Annotated in this window: 14 protein-coding genes; 11 read left to right on the top strand and 3 right to left on the bottom strand. The window is 70.0% G+C overall.

What is annotated here, in order from left to right; translation table 11 throughout:
- Positions 1-20: 20 nt before the first annotated feature.
- Together M3M27_RS17140 and M3M27_RS17135 are read right to left on the bottom strand one after the other, a co-directional pair.
- Complete coding sequence (locus M3M27_RS17140) at positions 21-1,100, bottom strand: HlyD family secretion protein (RefSeq protein WP_140726757.1); 1,080 nt, start codon at positions 1,098-1,100, stop codon at positions 21-23.
- Positions 1,097-2,746, bottom strand: a complete 1,650-nt coding sequence (locus tag M3M27_RS17135; RefSeq protein WP_434026380.1) for an MFS transporter — start codon at positions 2,744-2,746, stop codon at positions 1,097-1,099. Before M3M27_RS17135 ends, M3M27_RS17140 begins: the two co-directional genes overlap by 4 nt.
- An 88-nt stretch (positions 2,747-2,834) precedes the next feature.
- Here M3M27_RS17135 and ubiE point away from each other — a divergent pair, with 88 nt between their 5' ends.
- The 3 genes from ubiE (at position 2,835) to M3M27_RS17120 (ending at position 6,487) form a co-directional block, all read left to right on the top strand.
- Positions 2,835-3,596: a bifunctional demethylmenaquinone methyltransferase/2-methoxy-6-polyprenyl-1,4-benzoquinol methylase UbiE gene (ubiE, locus tag M3M27_RS17130; protein ID WP_140726765.1), complete on the top strand. Its 762-nt coding sequence runs from the start codon at positions 2,835-2,837 to the stop codon at positions 3,594-3,596.
- Between the two features lie 116 nt (positions 3,597-3,712).
- Complete coding sequence (locus tag M3M27_RS17125) at positions 3,713-5,641, top strand: M1 family metallopeptidase (RefSeq protein ID WP_434026379.1); 1,929 nt, start codon at positions 3,713-3,715, stop codon at positions 5,639-5,641.
- 129 nt (positions 5,642-5,770) lie between these two features.
- Positions 5,771-6,487: a hypothetical protein gene (locus M3M27_RS17120; protein ID WP_434026378.1), complete on the top strand. Its 717-nt coding sequence runs from the start codon at positions 5,771-5,773 to the stop codon at positions 6,485-6,487.
- 186 nt (positions 6,488-6,673) lie between these two features.
- Here the strand turns inward: M3M27_RS17120 and M3M27_RS17115 are convergent, their stop codons facing one another.
- Positions 6,674-7,606: a carbohydrate kinase family protein gene (locus M3M27_RS17115; RefSeq protein WP_140726776.1), complete on the bottom strand. Its 933-nt coding sequence runs from the start codon at positions 7,604-7,606 to the stop codon at positions 6,674-6,676.
- Positions 7,607-7,881: 275 nt separating this feature from the next.
- Here M3M27_RS17115 and M3M27_RS17110 point away from each other — a divergent pair, with 275 nt between their 5' ends.
- The 8 genes from M3M27_RS17110 (at position 7,882) to M3M27_RS17075 (ending at position 17,742) form a co-directional block, all read left to right on the top strand.
- Positions 7,882-8,928, top strand: a complete 1,047-nt coding sequence (locus M3M27_RS17110; RefSeq protein WP_140726779.1) for a rod shape-determining protein — start codon at positions 7,882-7,884, stop codon at positions 8,926-8,928.
- Positions 8,929-9,048: 120 nt separating this feature from the next.
- The gene (gene mreC, locus M3M27_RS17105) at positions 9,049-10,032 is read left to right on the top strand and encodes a rod shape-determining protein MreC (protein ID WP_434026377.1); all 984 of its coding nucleotides are present in this window, start codon (positions 9,049-9,051) and stop codon (positions 10,030-10,032) included.
- Positions 10,029-10,508 (top strand): rod shape-determining protein MreD, encoded by a 480-nt coding sequence (mreD, locus tag M3M27_RS17100; protein ID WP_140726786.1) that lies wholly within the window; start codon positions 10,029-10,031, stop codon positions 10,506-10,508. Before mreC ends, mreD begins: the two co-directional genes overlap by 4 nt.
- 18 nt (positions 10,509-10,526) lie before the next feature.
- On the top strand, positions 10,527-12,593 hold the full coding sequence (mrdA, locus tag M3M27_RS17095; RefSeq protein ID WP_140726789.1) for a penicillin-binding protein 2: 2,067 nt from the start codon (positions 10,527-10,529) through the stop codon (positions 12,591-12,593).
- Positions 12,590-13,714 (top strand): rod shape-determining protein RodA, encoded by a 1,125-nt coding sequence (gene rodA, locus M3M27_RS17090; protein WP_434026376.1) that lies wholly within the window; start codon positions 12,590-12,592, stop codon positions 13,712-13,714. The genes mrdA and rodA overlap by 4 nt, the downstream gene beginning before the upstream one ends.
- Before the next feature lie 182 nt (positions 13,715-13,896).
- A complete protein-coding gene (mltB, locus tag M3M27_RS17085; protein ID WP_140726795.1) occupies positions 13,897-15,024 on the top strand; it encodes a lytic murein transglycosylase B in 1,128 nt (375 codons plus the stop codon).
- On the top strand, positions 15,021-16,352 hold the full coding sequence (locus M3M27_RS17080; RefSeq protein ID WP_434026375.1) for a septal ring lytic transglycosylase RlpA family protein: 1,332 nt from the start codon (positions 15,021-15,023) through the stop codon (positions 16,350-16,352). Before mltB ends, M3M27_RS17080 begins: the two co-directional genes overlap by 4 nt.
- 112 nt (positions 16,353-16,464) lie before the next feature.
- Positions 16,465-17,742: a D-alanyl-D-alanine carboxypeptidase family protein gene (locus M3M27_RS17075; RefSeq protein WP_434026374.1), complete on the top strand. Its 1,278-nt coding sequence runs from the start codon at positions 16,465-16,467 to the stop codon at positions 17,740-17,742.
- The last annotated feature ends 1 nt before the right edge of the window (position 17,743 follow it).

The raw sequence follows: 17,743 nt of genomic DNA, 5'->3' as shown, positions 1-17,743 counted from the left end.
CGCATGATAGCGTCGCCCGTTCACTCTCCGCGCCGGTCGCGCGTGTCGATCGAGACCACCACCGACATGCCGGGGCGCAGGCGGCCGGCCAGGGGCTGGCCGGGATCGATGGCGATGCGCACGGGGATGCGCTGGGCGATCTTGACGAAATTGCCGGTGGCGTTGTCCGCCGGCAGCACGGCGAATTCCGAGCCGGTGGCCGGGGATATCTCCTGCACGTGGCCGTGCAGGCGCGCGCCGTCCAGCGCATCGACGGTGAAGCTCGACGGCTGGCCGATGCGCACGTGCGCCATCTGCGTCTCCTTCATGTTCGCCACCACCCACAGGGTGTCCGGCACCAGCGACATCAGCTGGGTGCCGTTGGTCACGTAGGCGCCCTGGCGCACGCCGAGCTGGCCGAGCTGGCCGGCGCGCGGCGCGACGATGCGGGTGTTGTCGAGATTGATGCGGGCCAGCTCCACCGCGGCGGTGGCGCTGGCGACGGCCGCTTCCAGCGCCTGGCGGTTCACCTCGACGCTGCGCGCCTGCTCGGTGGCGGCCTGCACCGCCGCTTCGGACTGGCGCAGCGCGGCCTGCGCCTGCGCCGCGCTCGCGCGCGCGGTCTCGCGGTCCTGTTCGGAGACCAGCTGCCGGTCGGCCAGCGCCTCGGCGCGGCGCAGCGCCGAGCGGGTGCGGTCGCGCGCGGCCAGGTTGCTGGCGCGCCCGGCCTCCGCCTCGGCCACGCCCGCCTGCGCGCTGCGCAGCTGTTGCTGCCAGTTGGCGAGATTGGCCTGCGCCGTCTGCAACTGCGCCTGGGCCTGGTCGAGCTGCTGGCGGTAGATGCGCTCGTCGATCCGCGCCAGCAGTTGCCCGGCCTGCACGTGCTGGAAATCCTGCACGTCCACCGAGACCACGTACCCGCTCACCTGCGGGGCGATCACCGTGACCTGGCCATGCACCAATGCGTTCTCGGTGGACTGCATCGCGCTGGTGAACGGCGGCAGGCGCCAGGCGTACAGCACCAGGGCGATGCCGGCCAGCGCCAGCAGGACGATGCCTGCGCTGACGGCGATGCGCTTGCGCCGGTCGCCGGCGGGCGGTGCGGTGGCGGGTGTGTTCATCGGGTCGTGGTCGGTGTCGGAACGGGCGGTGCGGCGTCGGTACCGTGCAGGCGGCGCCAGAACAGGTACCACAGGAACCATGCGAGGGTGGCGATGGCGATGCTGCCGATCACCAGGAACACGTCGTTGTAGGCCAGCACGGTCGCCTCGCGGGTGGCCACGCTGCCGAGCAGGCGCACGCCCTCGGCCTGGCGCAAGGCAGGGTCGCCGACCACGCGCCCGTAGGTGCCGGCGTAGGCCTGCACGCGCGCGGCCACCTGCGGGTCGGTGAGCACCAGGTGTTCGACCAGCTGGCTGGAGTGGAACTTCTCGCGCACGATCTGCAGCGTGCCGAGGAAGGCGCTGCCGACCAGCCCGCCCAGGTTCTGGGCCATGCCGAACAGCACGATGAAGCTGATCAGGTTGCCGGGCTGGGTCACCACGCGGCTGATGCCGGCCACCATGGCCGGGGCCACGAAGAAGGTGCCGCCGAACGCCAGCAGGAACTGGCTCAGGTACATCTGCTCGGGGCGGGTGAGGCTGTTGGAGCGCGCGTCCAGGAAGCAGCCGATGCAGATCGCGGCCACCGCGACCACCAGGTGCTGGGTGATGTGCTCGCGCTTGATGAACAGCGCGCTGGCGACGACCCCGCATACCGCGCCGAGCAGCATCAGCCAGAACAGGGCGTGCATCTGCTCGTTGCCCAGGCCCAGCGCCTGGAAGAAGCCGAGCGCGCCCGTGCTCTGCTCGGACAGCGCCAGCCGGATCAGCAGGATCGCGATGCCCAGGCGCAGCATGTCGGCGCTGGCGAGCCAGCGGGTGTTGATCATCGGGTTGCGGCGGTTGTGCTCGATCACTGCCGCCGCCGCGAGCAGCGCGATCGAGGCGGCCAGCACCACGCCCAGCCAGGGCGTGCTGGTCCACCACAGGTAGCGGCCGAGCGAGAGCACCGCGGCCAGCCCGGCCGCGCCGGCGGCGAACAGCGCGAAGGTGGCGAAGTCGGTCTTCTCGAACACCTTGTAGCGATCGCTGGGCGGAAGCTTGAGCGCGATCACGCAGGCCAGCGCGAACATCGCCAGGCCGAACTCGAACAGGTACAGGCCGTTCCATTCGCCCAGTTCCAGCAGCTCGGTCGAGAACACCCGCGCCAGCGGCAGCGCCAGCTGGGTCAGGCCCAGGCCGGTGACCACCGCCCTGAGCCGGTGCTGGGCCGGGAAGGCCTGGATCATGTAGTACAGGCCCAGCGAGCTGAGCGCGGCGCCGACCAGCCCGTGCGCGGCGCGCACGGCGATCGCCGAGCCCAGCGAGTGCACGAACAGGTGCGCCAGCGCGATCAGCGCGTACAGCCACAGGAAGATCTCGGTGAACTTGCGCAGGCCGAACTGCTGGCGGAACTTCACCAGGATCAGGTTGGCCGACATGTTGGTCATCACGTAGGCCGCCGGCAGCCAGGCCATCTCGCTGGCGTAGGCGCCCAGCGCCCCCTGCAGGTAGGGCAGGTTGGCGGTGACCAGCGCGTTGCTCAGCCCGCCGGTCAGCGCGACCACGATCCCGACCAGCCCGTAGGCGATCCGCCGCGGGACCGGGTGCAGCGGCGTCGAGGCGGAGCCGGGCAGCGTCGGCTTCTCGTGGGGTTGCCACTGGCGCGGGACGTACTTGTCGCTCACGGCGGGTCCAGGCCCTGGATCGCGGTCAGTGCGGCCGATTGTGGCACGGGCCGGTCACGATCCCGTCAGCGGTGCGATAATCCGGCCCATGAGCGAATCCCCCTACAAGACCGGCACCACCCATTTCGGCTTCCGCGACGTCGCCGCCAAGGACAAGCAGAAGCTGGTCGGCCAGGTGTTCACCTCGGTCGCGCGCAACTACGACCTGATGAACGACCTGATGAGCCTGGGCATCCACCGGGCCTGGAAGCGCTACTTCGTGGCGACCGCGCAGGTGAAGCCGGGCGACCGCGTGCTGGACCTGGCCGGAGGCACCGGCGACATCGCGGTGCTGCTGCGCGACCGGGTCGGGCCGGAAGGTTCGATCGTGCTGGGCGACATCAACGCCGGCATGCTCTCGGTCGGGCGCGACCGCCTGACCAACCGCGGGCTGGTCTCGGGCCTGGACTACGTGCAGTGCAACGCCGAGGCGCTGCCGTTCCCGGACGCCAGCTTCGACCTGGTGACGATCTCCTTCGGCCTGCGCAACGTCACCGACAAGGACGCCGCGCTGCGCGAGATGTACCGCGTGCTCAAGGTCGGCGGGCAGGCGCGGGTGCTGGAGTTCTCCGAGGTCACCGCCGACTGGTTCAAGCCGATCTACGACTTCCACTCGTTCCAGGTGCTGCCGCGGCTGGGCAAGCTGTTCGCCCGCGACGCCGACAGCTACCAGTACCTGGCCGAGAGCATCCGCAAGCACCCGCCGCAGGACGAGCTGAAGGGGATGATGGCCGACGCCGGGTTCGCGCGCTGCCACTACAAGAACCTGACCGGCGGCATCGTCGCGATCCATTCCGGCTACAAGGTCTGATCGAGGCCGGGACCGGGGATTCGCCAGGGCAGGGCGCTCTTGCGGATCCCCGGTCCCGAATCCCCAATCCCGGCTCTCCGGGTAGAATTCCGGGCTTTCCTGTCCTGGTTCTTCCCATGCGCTCCTCGTTCCTGTTGCTGTCCCTGGCCATGGCCGTCGGTGCGGCCGGGTGTTCCAAAGACCCGGCGTCCATGCCCGAATCCCAGCCCGCCAAGCCCGCCGCCGCGAAGGCGCCCGTCCGCGGCCACGACGAAAGTTCCTACGCCGAGCCGGACAAGGCCGTCATCAAGGACCTGGCGCTGGACCTGAAGATCGACTTCGACAAGAAGGAGATCGCCGGCACCGCGACCTACACGCTGGACTGGAAGGACCGCTCCGCCACGCAACTGGTGCTGGATACCCGCGACCTGGCCATCGAGAGCGTGCAGGGCGACGACGGCAAGGGCGCGCTGGCGCCGCTGCAGTACGCGCTGGCGCCGGCCGACAAGGTGTTCGGCAGCAAGCTGACGATCGAGGCGCCGAACCGCCCGGCCAAGCTGCAGATCGCCTACCGCACCTCGCCCGACGCCTCCGGCCTGCAGTGGCTGGAGCCGTCGATGACCGAGGGCAAGAAGCTGCCCTTCATGTTCAGCCAGTCGCAGGCGATCCATGCGCGTTCGTGGGTGCCGCTGCAGGACACGCCGAGCGTGCGCTTCACCTACAGCGCGCACGTGACCAGCCGCCCCGACGTGATGGTGCTGATGAGCGCCAACAGCGACCCGGATGCGGCGCGCGACGGCGACTACAGCTTCAAGATGGAGCATCCGATCCCGTCCTACCTGCTGGCGATCGCCGCCGGCGACCTGGTGTTCAAGCCGATCTCGGCGCGCTCGGGCGTCTGGGCCGAGCCGGCGATGGCGGACAAGGCCGCCAAGGAGTTCGAGGACACCGAGAAGATGATCGGCGCGGCCGAGCAGCTGTACGGCCCGTATCGCTGGGGCCGCTACGACATGCTGGTGCTGCCGCCGTCGTTCCCGTTCGGCGGCATGGAGAACCCGACCCTCACCTTCGCCACGCCGACCGTGATCGTCGGCGACAAGTCGCTGGTGTCGCTGGTCGCGCACGAGCTGGCGCACAGCTGGTCCGGCAACCTGGTGACCAATGCCAGCTGGAAGGACATCTGGCTCAACGAGGGCTTCACCACCTACGTGCAGGGCCGCATCACCGAGGCGCTGTACGGCCAGGAGATGGCCGAGATGGAGCGCGAGATCGACCAGACCGACCTGCTGGCCGAGGTGAAGGACATGAGCCCGGCCGACCAGGCGCTGGCGCTGCCGCCGCTGACCGAGCGCGACCCGGACGAGGCGCTGAGCAGCGTCGCCTACGTCAAGGGCGCCTGGTTCCTGCAGTTCCTGGAGCAGCGCTTCGGCCGCGAGACGTTCGATCCGTTCCTGCGCGGCTGGTTCGACGACCACGCGTTCCAGAGCGCGACCACCGACCAGTTCGTCGACTACCTCAAGAAGCACCTGCTGCCGAAGAGCCCCAACGCGGTCACCCCGGCCGAGCTGGACGCCTGGCTGAACCAGCCGGGCATCCCGGCGTTCGCGCAGAAGGCGCGTTCGCGCGGCTTCGCGATCGTGGACACCGCCCGCATCGCCTGGTCCGGGTCGGGCACGCTGCCTAGCAGCCAGGTCACCGGCGAGTGGGTGACCCAGCAGTGGGTGCACTTCCTCAGCGGCATGGGCGCCACGCTCAAGCCGGAGCAGCTCAAGCAGCTCGACGCCGCCTACCACTTCACCGGCACCCCGAACGGCGAGATCGCCATGCGCTGGTACCCGCTGGCGATCCGCAGCGGCTACACCGAGGTCTGGCCGGCCGCGGGCGAGTTCATCGAGCGGGTCGGCCGCCGCAAGCTGATCCTGCCGGTCTACGCCGAACTGGTGAAGACGCCGGAAGGGCTGGCCTTCGCCAAGCAGGCCTTCGCCAAGGCCAGGCCGGGCTACCACCCGATCACCACCGCCTCGGTCGAGGAAATGCTGGCCAAGGCGGAGAAGCCGGCGCAGTAAAGGCTTCCTTGCCATCCGTGGGAGGGATTTCGGTCCCCGCAGGCGGTACCGGCAAGGCCGGTCGGGACTGAAGTCCCTCCCACGCAGTCTCTCCTGCCGTTTCGACATCGTCTATCGCCGGAGTACGCCATGAAATACCTGCCCGTTGCCGTGCTGTCCCTGCTGTTGCTGTCGGCCTGTACCGACCGCGAGGCGCAACGCCAGGCGCAACTGGCCGCCGAGGCCGAACGGAAGGAGCAGGCCGCCGCCGAGCTGGCGCAGCGCTACGACCGCGCGGTGCAGGACCGCAACTGGGACATGGCGCGCTCCTATGGCGCCGACCTGCTGCAGAGCTATCCCGGTACCGAGGCCGCCCGGAAGGTCGAGCCGGGCTACGCCGAGGTCAAGGCCAAGGGCGACGAGGCCCGCGAGCAGCGCCGCCTGCAGGCGCTGTGGCAGTACAACCAGGTGGCGGTGAAGGGGGGTACCCAGCGCTCGGCGATGATCGACGCCAAGGAGCCGGTCGACGTGGACGGCAGCGGCGCCAAGCGCGTGCAGCTGGTGTTCCGCGACCACCCGCAATGGAAGCGCCACGCCTACCTGGTGCTGCAGGCCGGGGATTTCGACTGCTATCGCGGCTGCAAGGTGCAGGTCGCGGTCGACGGGGGCAAGCCCCGGGCCCTGCCCGCGCACCGCCCCGACACCGACGAGGCGATCGCGATGTTCATCGACGACGACAAGGCCCTGTGGAAGCTGGCCCGCCAGGCCAAGGCCCTGTCCATTACTTTCCCGGTCAAGGCCGGCGGCACGCGTACCGCGGTGTTCGAGACGGCGGGCGTGGACGGCACGCAGATGCCGGGGTGGTGAGCGTTTTCCCCTGGTCCGCCGGAGGGGGAGCGCGAAGGCGCGGAACCCCGGACCGGGCGGACGAGGGGGGAGCCTCGTGCAGTCGGGCATCGCAAGGGGCTTTGCCCGTCCCCGCCCCGAGGGCACGCGCGCCAAGGGCGCGCAAGCCGTGCCTCCTCGCCCCGACGGGGGAGGGGGCAGGCGCGGCTACAGCGAGTAGCCGAACTGCTGGCGGAACTGGTCGTTGAACTCGGCGAAGTCGAAGCGCTGGTTCTGGGTGCCCGGATGCTCGACCTTCAGGGCGCCCATCAGGTTGCCCATGCGGCCGATGGTCAGCCAGTCGTAGCCCTTCTCGATGCCGTAGAGCAGGCCGGCGCGGAACGCGTCGCCGCAACCGGTCGGGTCGACCACGCGGCGCTCGTGCGCGGGCGGGATGTCGTAGGTCTTGCCGGGGGTGTGCACCAGCGCGCCCTTGGGGCCCTGGGTGGTGATGTAGGCCTGCACGCGCTGCACGATGTCCTTCTCGGACCAGCCGGTGCGCTCCTGCAGCAGGTTGGACTCGTAGTCGTTGACCACCACGTAGTCGGCCTGCTCGATGAACTCGCGCAGTTCCGGGCCGTTGAACAGCGGCATCGCCTGGCCCGGGTCGAAGATGAACGGCACGCCCATCTCCCGGAACTCGGCCGCGTTCTGCAGCATGCCCTCGCGCCCGTCCGGGCCGACCAGGCCGATGGTCACGCCCGGCACGTCCTTCACGTGGTTCTCGTAGCTGCGCATCATCGCGCCCGGGTGGAAGGCGGTGATCTGGTTGTTGTCGTGGTCGGTGGTGATGAAGGCCTGCGGGGTGAACAGCTCCTCGATCACCTTCACCCGCGACAGGTCGATGCCCAGCGCCTCGAAGTGCGCCCGGTACGGGCCGAAGTCCGAGCCCACCGTGCCCATCGGGATCGGCTTGCCGCCCAGCAGGTGCAGGTTGTAGGCGATGTTGCCCGCGCAGCCGCCGAACTCGCGCCGCATCCGCGGCACCAGGAACGACACGTTCAGGATGTGCACCTTGTCCGGCAGGATGTGGTTCTTGAACTGGTCCGGGAACACCATGATGGTGTCGTAGGCAAGGGAACCACAAATCAAAGCGGACATCGAGCAGGCCTTTGCGAATGGGAAATCCCGCCGGCCGTGGGACGTGGCCAGGGGGCGGCGGGCGCGCCGCGGCGCAAAGGTTAACGGGTGGGGCGGTCGAGGGCCAGAACCGCGGACGCCGGCCGGGCCGGGCCGGGCCGGGAAAAGCGCGGATTTCCCCGGATTTTTCCTTGCCCGCATGCAGGGGGATTGTTAGGCTAGCCGACTTCGTTTTCTGCCCATTTTTTCGCCACTCGGCACTCCGGCGCGCACTCTCCTCAGGACCGACCTCCCAGATGTTCAAGAAGCTCCGCGGCATGTTTTCCAACGACCTGTCCATCGACCTGGGCACGGCCAATACCCTGATCTACGTGCGCGGCCAGGGCATCGTCCTGAACGAGCCGTCGGTGGTGGCGGTGCGGCAGGACCGCGCGATCGGCGGCACCCGCTCGGTGGCGGCGGTCGGCGCGGAGGCCAAGCAGATGCTCGGCCGCACCCCGGGCCACATCACCACCATCCGCCCGATGAAGGACGGCGTCATCGCCGACTTCACCTACACCGAGGCGATGCTCAAGCACTTCATCAAGAAGGTGCACAAGTCGCGCTTCCTGCGCCCGAGCCCGCGCGTGCTGGTGTGCGTGCCGGCCGGCTCGACCCAGGTCGAGCGCCGCGCCATCAAGGAGTCGGCCGAGGAGGCCGGCGCCCGCGACGTCTACCTGATCGAGGAGCCGATGGCCGCGGCGATCGGCGCCGGCATGCCGGTGACCGAGGCGCGCGGCTCGATGGTCATCGACATCGGCGGCGGCACCACCGAGGTGGCGGTCATCTCGCTGAACGGCATCGTCTACTCGCAGTCGGTGCGCGTGGGCGGCGACCGCTTCGACGAGTCGATCACCAACTACGTGCGCCGCAACCACGGCATGCTGATCGGCGAGGCGACCGCCGAGCGGATCAAGCTGGAGATCGGCTGCGCCTACCCGCAGACCGAGGTGCAGGAGATGGAGATCTCCGGCCGCAACCTCGCCGAGGGCGTGCCGAAGATGATCAAGATCAACTCCAACGAGGTGCTGGAGGCGCTGCACGAGCCGCTGTCGGGCATCGTCTCGGCGGTCAAGCTGGCGCTGGAGCAGACCCCGCCGGAGCTGTGCGCGGACGTCGCCGAGCGCGGCATCGTGCTGACCGGCGGCGGCGCGCTGCTGCGCGACCTGGACCGGCTGATCTCCGAGGAGACCGGCCTGCACGTGCAGGTCGCCGACGACCCGCTCACCTGCGTGGCCCGCGGCGGCGGCCGCGCGCTGGAGCTGGTCGACATGCACGGCAACGAGTTCTTCGCGCCCGAGTGAAGCCGTGGTTCGTGATTGGTGATTCGTGACCGGTCCGGGGCGGCAAGGCCGCTTCTTCCCGGGTAGCGGATCGCCGGCAGCAGTTGCGAATCACAAATCACGAATCACCAATCACGAAAGATGCCTCCCTACGCCGGTCCTCCCGTTGCCTCCCGCGGCGAAGTCGCCAGCACCGTCCGTCTGCTCGCCTACCTGGCGGCGGCGATCGTGCTGATCGCGCTCGACAGCCAGGGCGGCTGGCTGTCGCTGCTGCGCGCGCAGGCCAACGTGCTGGTGCAGCCGGTCTGGGCGCTGGCCGGACTGCCAGGCCGGATCGGGACCCAGGTCAAGGACAACGCGGCGACCCACGCGCAGCTGGTCGAGGAGAACCGCCGGCTCCGCAACGAGCTGCTGATCGCCAACGCCCGCCTGACCCGCCTGCGCACCGCCGCGCTCGACAACGCCCAGCTGCGCGAACTGCTCAACGTCGCCGAGCGCAACGGCCTGGACGTGCAACTGGCGCCGATCCTCGACGTCGACCTCGACCCGACCCGGCAGCGCCTGATCCTCGATGCCGGCAGCCGCGACGGCGTGAAGGTCGGCCAGGCGGTGATCGATGCCGGCGGCCTGATGGGCCAGGTGATCGAGGTCAGCGTGCTGCATTCGACCGTGCTGCTGCTGACCGATCCTGACCATGCGGTGCCGGTCAGCGTCGCGCGCACCGGCGTGCGCCTGATCGTCTACGGCCGCGGCGACCGGCTGGAGCTGCGCGACATCCCGCTCAGCGCCGGCATCGAGGTCGGCGACCAGATCGTCACCTCGGGCCTCGGCGGGCGCTTCCCGGCCGGGTTCCCGGTCGGCACGGTCTCGGCGTTGCGGCCGGACGATTCGCATGCTTTCCTGGTCGGCGAGATCACCCCGGCGGCCAAGCTGGACCGCGGGCGGGACGTGCTGCTGCTGCGTTCCGCAGCAGCGGGATTCGGGATCCGGGATTCGGGAGCCGATGGAAGCGGGAGTGCCGCACCTGCGCCGATCCTGGCGGGCCGACCGCCGGCCAAGGGCGAGGAGGCGCCTTCCCCGATCCCGAATCCCGAATCCCCAGCTCCAAGGGAGCCGAAACCATGAGCCGCCAGCGCAAGGCCTGGGTGCTGCCGGTCAGCCTGGTGGTGGCGTTGCTGCTGGGCCTGCTGCCGCTGCCGCTGCCGGTGCAGCCGCTGCGCCCGTACTGGCTGGCGCTGGTGCTGACCTACTGGGTGATCGAGGAGCCCGACCAGGCCGGGCTCGGCCTGGCCTTCATCGCCGGGCTGGCCGCGGACATGGTCTACGGCACCCTGCTGGGCGAGCAGGCGCTGCGGCTGGTGATCATGACCTTCATCCTGCAGCGCTTCCGCGCGCGGCTGCGGTTCTTCCCGATGTCGCAGCAGGCGCTGGCGATCGGCGGCCTGCTGGTCAACGACCGCATCGTCTCGGCGGCGGTGCACCTGGCGGTGGGCGAACCCACCCTGCCATGGAGCTATTGGTGGGCGCCGTTGCTGGGCATGCTGCTGTGGCTGCCGCTGTTCGTGCTGCTCGATGCGCTGCGCCTGGGCAAGCGCGGTTAGGGCCCGCAGGTAGCGCCGATGTCCTCCCGCCGCCAGGTCAAGAACCCGCATGCCGAGGCCGAACAGTTCCGCCGCCGCGCGGTGCTGGGCTTCGCCGCGGTCGTGCTGTGCCTGGCCGGCCTGGCGGGCTGGTACTTCAAGCTGCAGGTGCTCGACCACGAGGTCTACGCCACCCGCTCGGAGGCGAACCGGATCAAGCTGCGCCCGGTGGTGCCCGGGCGCGGGATGATCTACGACCGCAACGGCCGGCTGCTGGCCGAGAACGTGCCGGCCTTCCGCCTGGACGTGACCCCGGACAAGGTCGCCGACATGGACGCGATGCTGGCCGAGCTGGGCAAGGTGATCGCGATCTCCCCGGAGGACCTGGAGCGCTTCAAGCGCGAGCGCAAGGGGCGGCGCAGCTTCATGCCGGTGACCATCAAGCTGCGCATGAGCGACGAGGAGATGGCGCGCTTCGCGGTCGAGCGCTGGCGCTTCCCGGGCGTGGAGCTGGAGCCCTACCTGACCCGGCGCTACCCGTTCGGCGACCTGTTCGCGCATGTGATCGGCTACGTCGGGCGGGTCGACGAGAAGGACCTGGAGACGCTGGGCGAGGGCAATGCCGCGCTCACCCATATCGGCAAGTCCGGGCTGGAGCGCTATTACGAGCAGCAACTGCGCGGCAAGGTCGGCTACGAGCAGGTCGAGACCAACGTGCAGGGGCGCGCGATCCGCACCGTCGGGCGGGTTCCGGCGCAGTCCGGCGCCGACCTGCGCCTGTCGATCGACGCCGACCTGCAGCGCGCGATGGTGGCCGCGTTCGGCGAGTACGAGGGATCGGCGGTCGCGATGGATCCGCGCACCGGCGAGATCCTGGCGATGGTCAGCCTGCCGTCCTACGATCCCAACCTGTTCGTCAACGGCATTTCGCACGCCGACTTCAAGGCGCTCAACGAGAACCCGTCGCGGCCGCAGTTCAACCGGCTGGTGCTGGGCGGCGTCGCGCCCGGCTCGACGATCAAGCCGCTGATGGGCCTGGCCGGCCTGGACAGCGGCGCGCGCCGGCCCGAGGACAAGATCCTGTCCACCGGCATGTTCTACCTGCCGGGCGTGAGCCGCGGCTGGGGCGATTCGCACCGCGGCGGCCACGGCTGGACCGACCTGCGCAAGTCCATCGCGCAGTCGGTCAACACCTACTACTACAAGCTGGCGCTCGACATGGGCATCACCCAGGTCGACAAGTACATGTACAAGTACGGCTTCGGCTCGCCGACCGGGATCGACCTGGTCGGCGAGACCGGCGGCATCGTGCCCTCGCCCGACTACAAGCGGAAGACCCGCAAGGAGGCGTGGTATCCCGGCGACACGGTCAACATCGCCATCGGGCAGGGCGACTGGAAGGTGACGCCGCTGCAGCTGGTGCGCGCGGTCGGCGGCATCGCCGACGGGCAGCTGCGCACGCCGCGGCTGGTGATGGCCCAGCGCGGCGGCTTCGACCAGCCGTGGACGCCGCTGCCGCCCGGCCCGACCAAGCCGATCAGCGACAACCCGGGCAACCTGCAATGGGTGCGCGAGGGCATGATGGACACCATGCGCCCGGGCGGCGGCGCCTATTCCGTGGCGATCGGCGCCCCCTACCAGATGGCCGGCAAGACCGGCACCGCGCAGGTGGTCAGCCGCAAGGGCACCGCCGCGGTGAACCCGCGCAGCCTGCCGATGCACCTGCGGCACCGTTCGCTGTTCGAGGGCTTCGCGCCGGCGGACAACCCGACCATCGCTGTGGCGATCGCGGTGGAAGGCGGCGGCTACGGCGTCAGTACCGCCGCGCCGATCGCGCGCAAGATCTTCGATGCCTGGCTGCTCGGCCGCCTGCCCGACGGCCTGGAGCCGCTGGACGCCGAGCGCGGCAGCACCGCGGTGGGCGTGGTGCAGTTCGACGCCGAGGCGCCGCAGGTGCGCCAGGCCGGCGACCAGGCCGCGCTGGCCCTGGAGCCGCTGCCGGTCAGCGTCGGCACGGCCCGGCTGCGCCTGGATCCGGCGCCGGCCCCGGCGGGGCCGGCCGAGCCGCCGCCGATCCCGGACGCGGTGCCGGAGGACGGGCAATGAAGGATTTCCTGCGCTGGCTGCTCGACCTGGGCGCGCGCTTCGCCCGCACGCTCGACTGGCCGCTGTGCCTGGCGCTGGGCGCCTTGATGGCGATCGGCCTGATGGTGATGCACAGCGCGGGCGGGGCGACCGGCGGCAGCGGGCGGCTGGTCGCCGCGCAGGGCGTGCGCTTCGCGATCGGCCTGGTGGCGATGTGGGCGATCTCGCGCGTGTCGGTGCTGCGCCTGCGCGCCTGGACGCCGCTGGTCTATGCCCTGTCGATGCTGCCGCTGCTGGCGGTGTTCGTGCTCGGCACCGGCAAGTACGGCCGCCAGTGGCTGGACCTGAAGCTGTTCTACCTGCAGCCGGCCGAACTGCTGAAGATCAGCCTGCCGATGATGGTGGCCTGGTACCTGCACCGCATGCCGCTGCCGCCGCGGATCCCGACCGTGCTCGCCAGCGCGGTGATCATCGGCGTGCCGACCGCGCTGATCATGCTGCAGCCGGATTTCGGCACCGGCGTGCTGATCGCCGCGTCCGGCGTGTTCGTGCTGCTGCTGGCGGGGCTGCCCTGGTGGTGGGTCGGCATCGGCGTCGGCGGCGTCGCGGCGGTGGCGCCGGTCGCGTGGTTCTGGCTGCTGCGGCCTTACCAGAAGGACCGCATCATGATGTTCCTCAACCCCGAGAACGACGCGCTCGGCGCCGGCTGGAACATCATCCAGTCCAAGATCGCGATCGGCTCGGGCGGTTTGAGCGGCAAGGGCTGGGGGCTGGGCTCGCAGTCGCACCTGAACTTCATCCCCGAGCAGACCACCGACTTCGCGTTCTCGGTGCTGAGCGAGGAGTTCGGCTGGATCGGCGTGGCCACGGTGCTGGCGCTGTACCTGGTGGTGATCGCGCGCTGCCTGTGGATCGCCGCGCAGGCCCGCGACACCTATTCGCGCCTGCTGGCCGGCGCCACCGGCCTGTCCTTCTTCGTCTACGTGATCGTCAACGGCGGCATGATCTCGGGGCTGCTGCCGGTGGTCGGCGTGCCGATGCCGCTGATGAGCTACGGCGGTACCTCGGCGGTCTCGCTGCTGGCCGGCCTGGGCCTGGTGATGGCGGTGAAGACGCACCGGCCGGTGCATGGCGGGTACTGATCCGGCCCGTGGCCGCCTTGCGTGCGTGCCTGATCCCGGGCGGAGGCTTCACCTGTTACGGCGCGATGCCGGCGCGAGCTGAATGCGGGAGCGCGGGTCGAATTGCCTGCTGGCCGACAAAGTTCTTTTGTTTCATGGCCTTATTGCTGGTAATTCATCTTTAACCTGCTAATCTCCGGTGCATGATCCGACCTGCCCTGATCTGCCTGACCTCCCTGACGCTGGCGGCCTGCGCCAGCCAGGCCAAGCCGCCGTCGCCGCCCCCGGCTCCCGTCGTTTCCGGCCGCCCGGCGGCCGTGCCCGCCGAGGCGGCGCCCGAGGCTCCGGCGCTGCCGCCGGTCGATCTCACGCCGGTGCCGTTCGAGACCGCACGCGCCAACTTCGTGCGCGATACCGCCGCCAAGTACGGCATCGACCCGGCGACGATCGAGGCCACGCTGGCGCAGGCGCAGTTCAAGGACGCGATCGTCGCGGCGATGTCGCGCCCGGCCGAGCGGGTCAAGCCGTGGAGCGAGTACCGGCCGATCTTCATCTCCCAGGCGCGGATCGACGGCGGGCGCCGCTTCCTGGCGCAGCACCGCGACGAGCTGGCGCGCGTGGAAGCCGCCACCGGCGTGCCGGCGCAGGTGATCGTCGCCATCATCGGCGTGGAGACCAGCTACGGCGCCAACACCGGCAAGTACCGCGTGCTCGATGCGCTGTACACGCTGGCGTTCCGCTATCCGCGCAGCGGCGACCCGGCCAAGCTCGAGCGCGAGGTGCGCCGCGAACTGTTCTTCCGCGACGAACTGGCGCAGCTGTTCGCGCTCGGCAAGGAAGAAAAGCTCGATATCGCCACGCTGACCGGCAGCTACGCCGGCGCGATGGGCCTGGGCCAGTTCATGCCGTCCAGCTACCGCCAGTTCGCGGTCGACGGCAACGGCGACGGCCGCCGCGACCTGTTCAACAGCTTCGACGACGCCTTCGCCTCGATCGCCAACTACTTCGTCAAGAAGGGCGGCTGGGTGCGCGGCGGGCAGGTCGCGGTCCCGGCCACGCTGGCGCCCGGGCACGAGGAATTCAACCCGACCGACTGGACCCCGACCTGGACGCTGGCCCAGCTGTCGCAGCGCGGCTACCACCCGGCCGCGCCGGTGGTGGCCGGCACGCTGGCCACGCCGGTCAGCCTGGACGGCAGCGCCGGCAAGCAGTACTGGCTGGGCTTCCAGAACTACTACGCGATCACCCGCTACAACATCTCCAAGATGTACGCGATGGCCGTGTTCCAACTGTCCGAGGCCATCGCCGGCAAGGAGCTACCTCCGGCATGAACACCAAGGCGCTGGTTCCGATCCTGATGATCCTGGGCTTGGCGGCGTGCAGCAGCGCGCCGAAGAAATCGCCCGCCCCGGCCTCCGCCGGCAAGGGGGTGAAGGTGGAGGGCAGGGGCCAGGCGCACGTCGCCACGGGATGCCCGTCGACCTCGCCGTACGCGCCCGCCAAGGAAGATCCTTCCACGCGCGGCGACTACGTAGCCGGCGGGCTGTACAAGCCGGGCGTGAAGGATTCCACCCCGGACTACGTGCCCAACGTGGCCTGCATCCCCGAGCCGCTGGTCACCCGCGAGCCGCGCTCGCCGGTAGGCAACAAGTCGCCGTACGAGGTGCTGGGCAAGAAGTACAAGGTGATGGACGATGCCGACGGCTACGTCGAGCGCGGCACGGCGTCGTACTACGGCGCCAAGTTCCACGGCCGGCTCACCTCCAACAAGGAGGTGTACGACATGTACGCCTTCACCGCCGCGCACAAGACCCTGCCGCTGCCGAGCTTCGCGCTGGTCACCAACCTCGACAATGGCGAGTCGGTGGTGGTGCGCGTCAACGACCGCGGTCCGTTCCACGACGGTCGGCTGATCGACCTGAGCTATGCCGCGGCGGTCAAGCTCGGCATCACCGCGCGCGGCACCGGCAACGTCGAGGTGCGCGGGCTGACCGAGGCCGACAATCCCATGCTGCTGGCGCGGCGCCAGGGCCGTGGCGCCGCGGGGCCGGCGCCGGTGGTGGCCAAGGTGGAGCCGAAGCCGAAGGACAGCGAGATCGATAAGCTGGTCGGCAAGTTGCCGGCCAAGCCGGTGCCGGCACCGGCGCCGGCCGTGGCGGCCGCGACGGCCGGCGCCTCTTCCGCCGAGCGCTGGCGCTACCGGGTCGCCGACGCCAAGACGCCGGGCAGTGCCGACAACTTCGATGCCTGGATGAAGGCGCAAGGCGTGCGCGTGGCCACCGGCAAGCCGGCCGCGGTGGCGCCTTCGACGGCGCGTGCGCCGGCCGCGGCCGCGGCCGCGACCGTCGCCGCCGCGGAAAGGCCGGCCGCCGTTGCCGCCGCGGGCGAGCCTGCCGCGGACAAGCCCGGCATGGCCGAGGCCGCGCTCGGCAGCATCCTGCTGCAGGTCGCCAGCTTCGCCAGCCGCGAGAATGCCAACCGCGCGCTGGCGCAGCTGGCCTCGGCCGGCATCGTCGGCGCCAGCATCAGCGACATCGCCAGCGGCGGCCGTACGTTGTGGCGGTTGCGCGTGAACGCGCGCGACCACGACAACGCGACGGAACTTGCCAGCCGCATCGCGGGTCTGGGATTCGGGCGCCCGCAGATCGTGGCGCCCTGAATCGCTCGCACGCCGCGCTGCACCGGAGCGGCCGGCCTACAATGATCGTTTCCGCCCGGGCCTTCCGGCCCACCAGTCAGCCAGGCCGCCAGGCCCCAGGAGTTGTTCTTCGATGAAATCCCGTTTTGCGAGTCCCTCACAGGAGCACGTCGCATCCCTCCGCAAGCGCGCACGCCCGGGTGCGCGGACTCTGCTGCTCGCCGGCGTCGCCCTGGCCACCCTGGCCATCGGCCTGGTCTCCGCGCAGACCCCGACCCCGCAGCCTGCCGCCGCCAAGCCTGCCGCGCCTGCGCAGGTCCAGATCCCGCCGGCGCCGGCGCCGGCCGTGTCCAAGGCCTGGATCGTGATGGACTACGCCTCCGGCCAGGTGCTGGCGGGCGAGAACATCCATGAGCGCCTCGCGCCGGCCAGCATGACCAAGGTGCTGACCTCGTACGTGATCGCCGCCGAGATGAAGAACGGCAAGATCAGCCGCGACGACCAGGTGATGATGACCGAGAACGCCTGGCGCAAGGGCGGGGCCGGTACCGACGGCAGCTACAGCGGCTTCCCGGTCAACAAGACCGCGCGCCTGGAGGACATGGAGAAGGGCATGGTGGTGCAGTCCGGCAACGATGCCGCGATCGCCCTGGCCGAACACGTCGCCGGCAGCGAGGAAGCGTTCGTCGCGCTGATGAACAGCTACGCCCAGCGCATCGGCATGAAGGATTCGCAGTTCATGGACGCCACCGGCCTGTCGGCCGAGGGCCATTACTCCAGCGCCTACGACATGGCGCTGCTGGGACGCGCGCTGATCCGCGACTTCCCGGAGACCTACGCCTACAACAAGATCAAGGAGCTGACGGTCGGCGGCATCACCCAGCCCAACCGCAACCTGCTGCTGTGGCGCGATCCGTCGGTGGACGGCATCAAGACCGGCCATACCTCCGAAGCCGGCTACTGCATCATCAACTCGGCGATCCGCGGCGACCAGCGCGTGATCACCGTGATCTTCGGCGACACCTCGGAGAAGCAGCGCGCCACCGACTCGCTGGCGCTGCTGAACTGGGCGTTCCGTTTCTACGAGACCCACCGCCTGTACGAGCCTGGCAAGGTCGTGGCCCAGCAGAAGGTGTGGAAGGGCAAGGGCGACCAGGTGCAGCTGGGCGTGGCCGCGCCGCTGCTGGTGAGCGTGCCGCGCGGCCGCTACGACGCGCTCAAGCCGAGCATCGAGGTACCCAAGCAGCTGATCGCGCCGATCAAGCAGGGCCAGCAGATCGGCACCGTCAAGGTCACCCTCGACGGCAAGGTCGTGGCGCAATCGCCGTTGGTCGCCACCGCGGCGGTCGAGGAAGGCGGTTTCTTCAAGCGCCTGTGGGACAGCTTCTGGATGTGGTGGGAATCCGAGTGAA

This window comes from Xanthomonas boreopolis (assembly GCF_046529185.1).
GTDB classification, from domain to species: domain Bacteria; phylum Pseudomonadota; class Gammaproteobacteria; order Xanthomonadales; family Xanthomonadaceae; genus Pseudomonas_S; species Pseudomonas_S boreopolis.
Note: the sequence above shows the minus strand (reverse complement) of the source record. Positions and strands in the feature narration are given on the sequence as shown.

Excerpts from the sequence above, each read along its gene's own strand:
- M3M27_RS17140 (WP_140726757.1), bottom strand. The coding sequence starts at position 1,100 with ATGAACACACCCGCCACCGCACCGCCCGCCGGCGACCGGCGCAAGCGC.
- ubiE (WP_140726765.1), top strand. The coding sequence starts at position 2,835 with ATGAGCGAATCCCCCTACAAGACCGGCACCACCCATTTCGGCTTCCGC.
- M3M27_RS17125 (WP_434026379.1), top strand. The coding sequence starts at position 3,713 with ATGCGCTCCTCGTTCCTGTTGCTGTCCCTGGCCATGGCCGTCGGTGCG.
- M3M27_RS17120 (WP_434026378.1), top strand. The coding sequence starts at position 5,771 with ATGAAATACCTGCCCGTTGCCGTGCTGTCCCTGCTGTTGCTGTCGGCC.
- M3M27_RS17115 (WP_140726776.1), bottom strand. The coding sequence starts at position 7,606 with ATGTCCGCTTTGATTTGTGGTTCCCTTGCCTACGACACCATCATGGTG.
- M3M27_RS17110 (WP_140726779.1), top strand. The coding sequence starts at position 7,882 with ATGTTCAAGAAGCTCCGCGGCATGTTTTCCAACGACCTGTCCATCGAC.
- mreC (WP_434026377.1), top strand. The coding sequence starts at position 9,049 with ATGCCTCCCTACGCCGGTCCTCCCGTTGCCTCCCGCGGCGAAGTCGCC.
- mreD (WP_140726786.1), top strand. The coding sequence starts at position 10,029 with ATGAGCCGCCAGCGCAAGGCCTGGGTGCTGCCGGTCAGCCTGGTGGTG.
- mrdA (WP_140726789.1), top strand. The coding sequence starts at position 10,527 with ATGTCCTCCCGCCGCCAGGTCAAGAACCCGCATGCCGAGGCCGAACAG.
- rodA (WP_434026376.1), top strand. The coding sequence starts at position 12,590 with ATGAAGGATTTCCTGCGCTGGCTGCTCGACCTGGGCGCGCGCTTCGCC.
- mltB (WP_140726795.1), top strand. The coding sequence starts at position 13,897 with ATGATCCGACCTGCCCTGATCTGCCTGACCTCCCTGACGCTGGCGGCC.
- M3M27_RS17080 (WP_434026375.1), top strand. The coding sequence starts at position 15,021 with ATGAACACCAAGGCGCTGGTTCCGATCCTGATGATCCTGGGCTTGGCG.
- M3M27_RS17075 (WP_434026374.1), top strand. The coding sequence starts at position 16,465 with ATGAAATCCCGTTTTGCGAGTCCCTCACAGGAGCACGTCGCATCCCTC.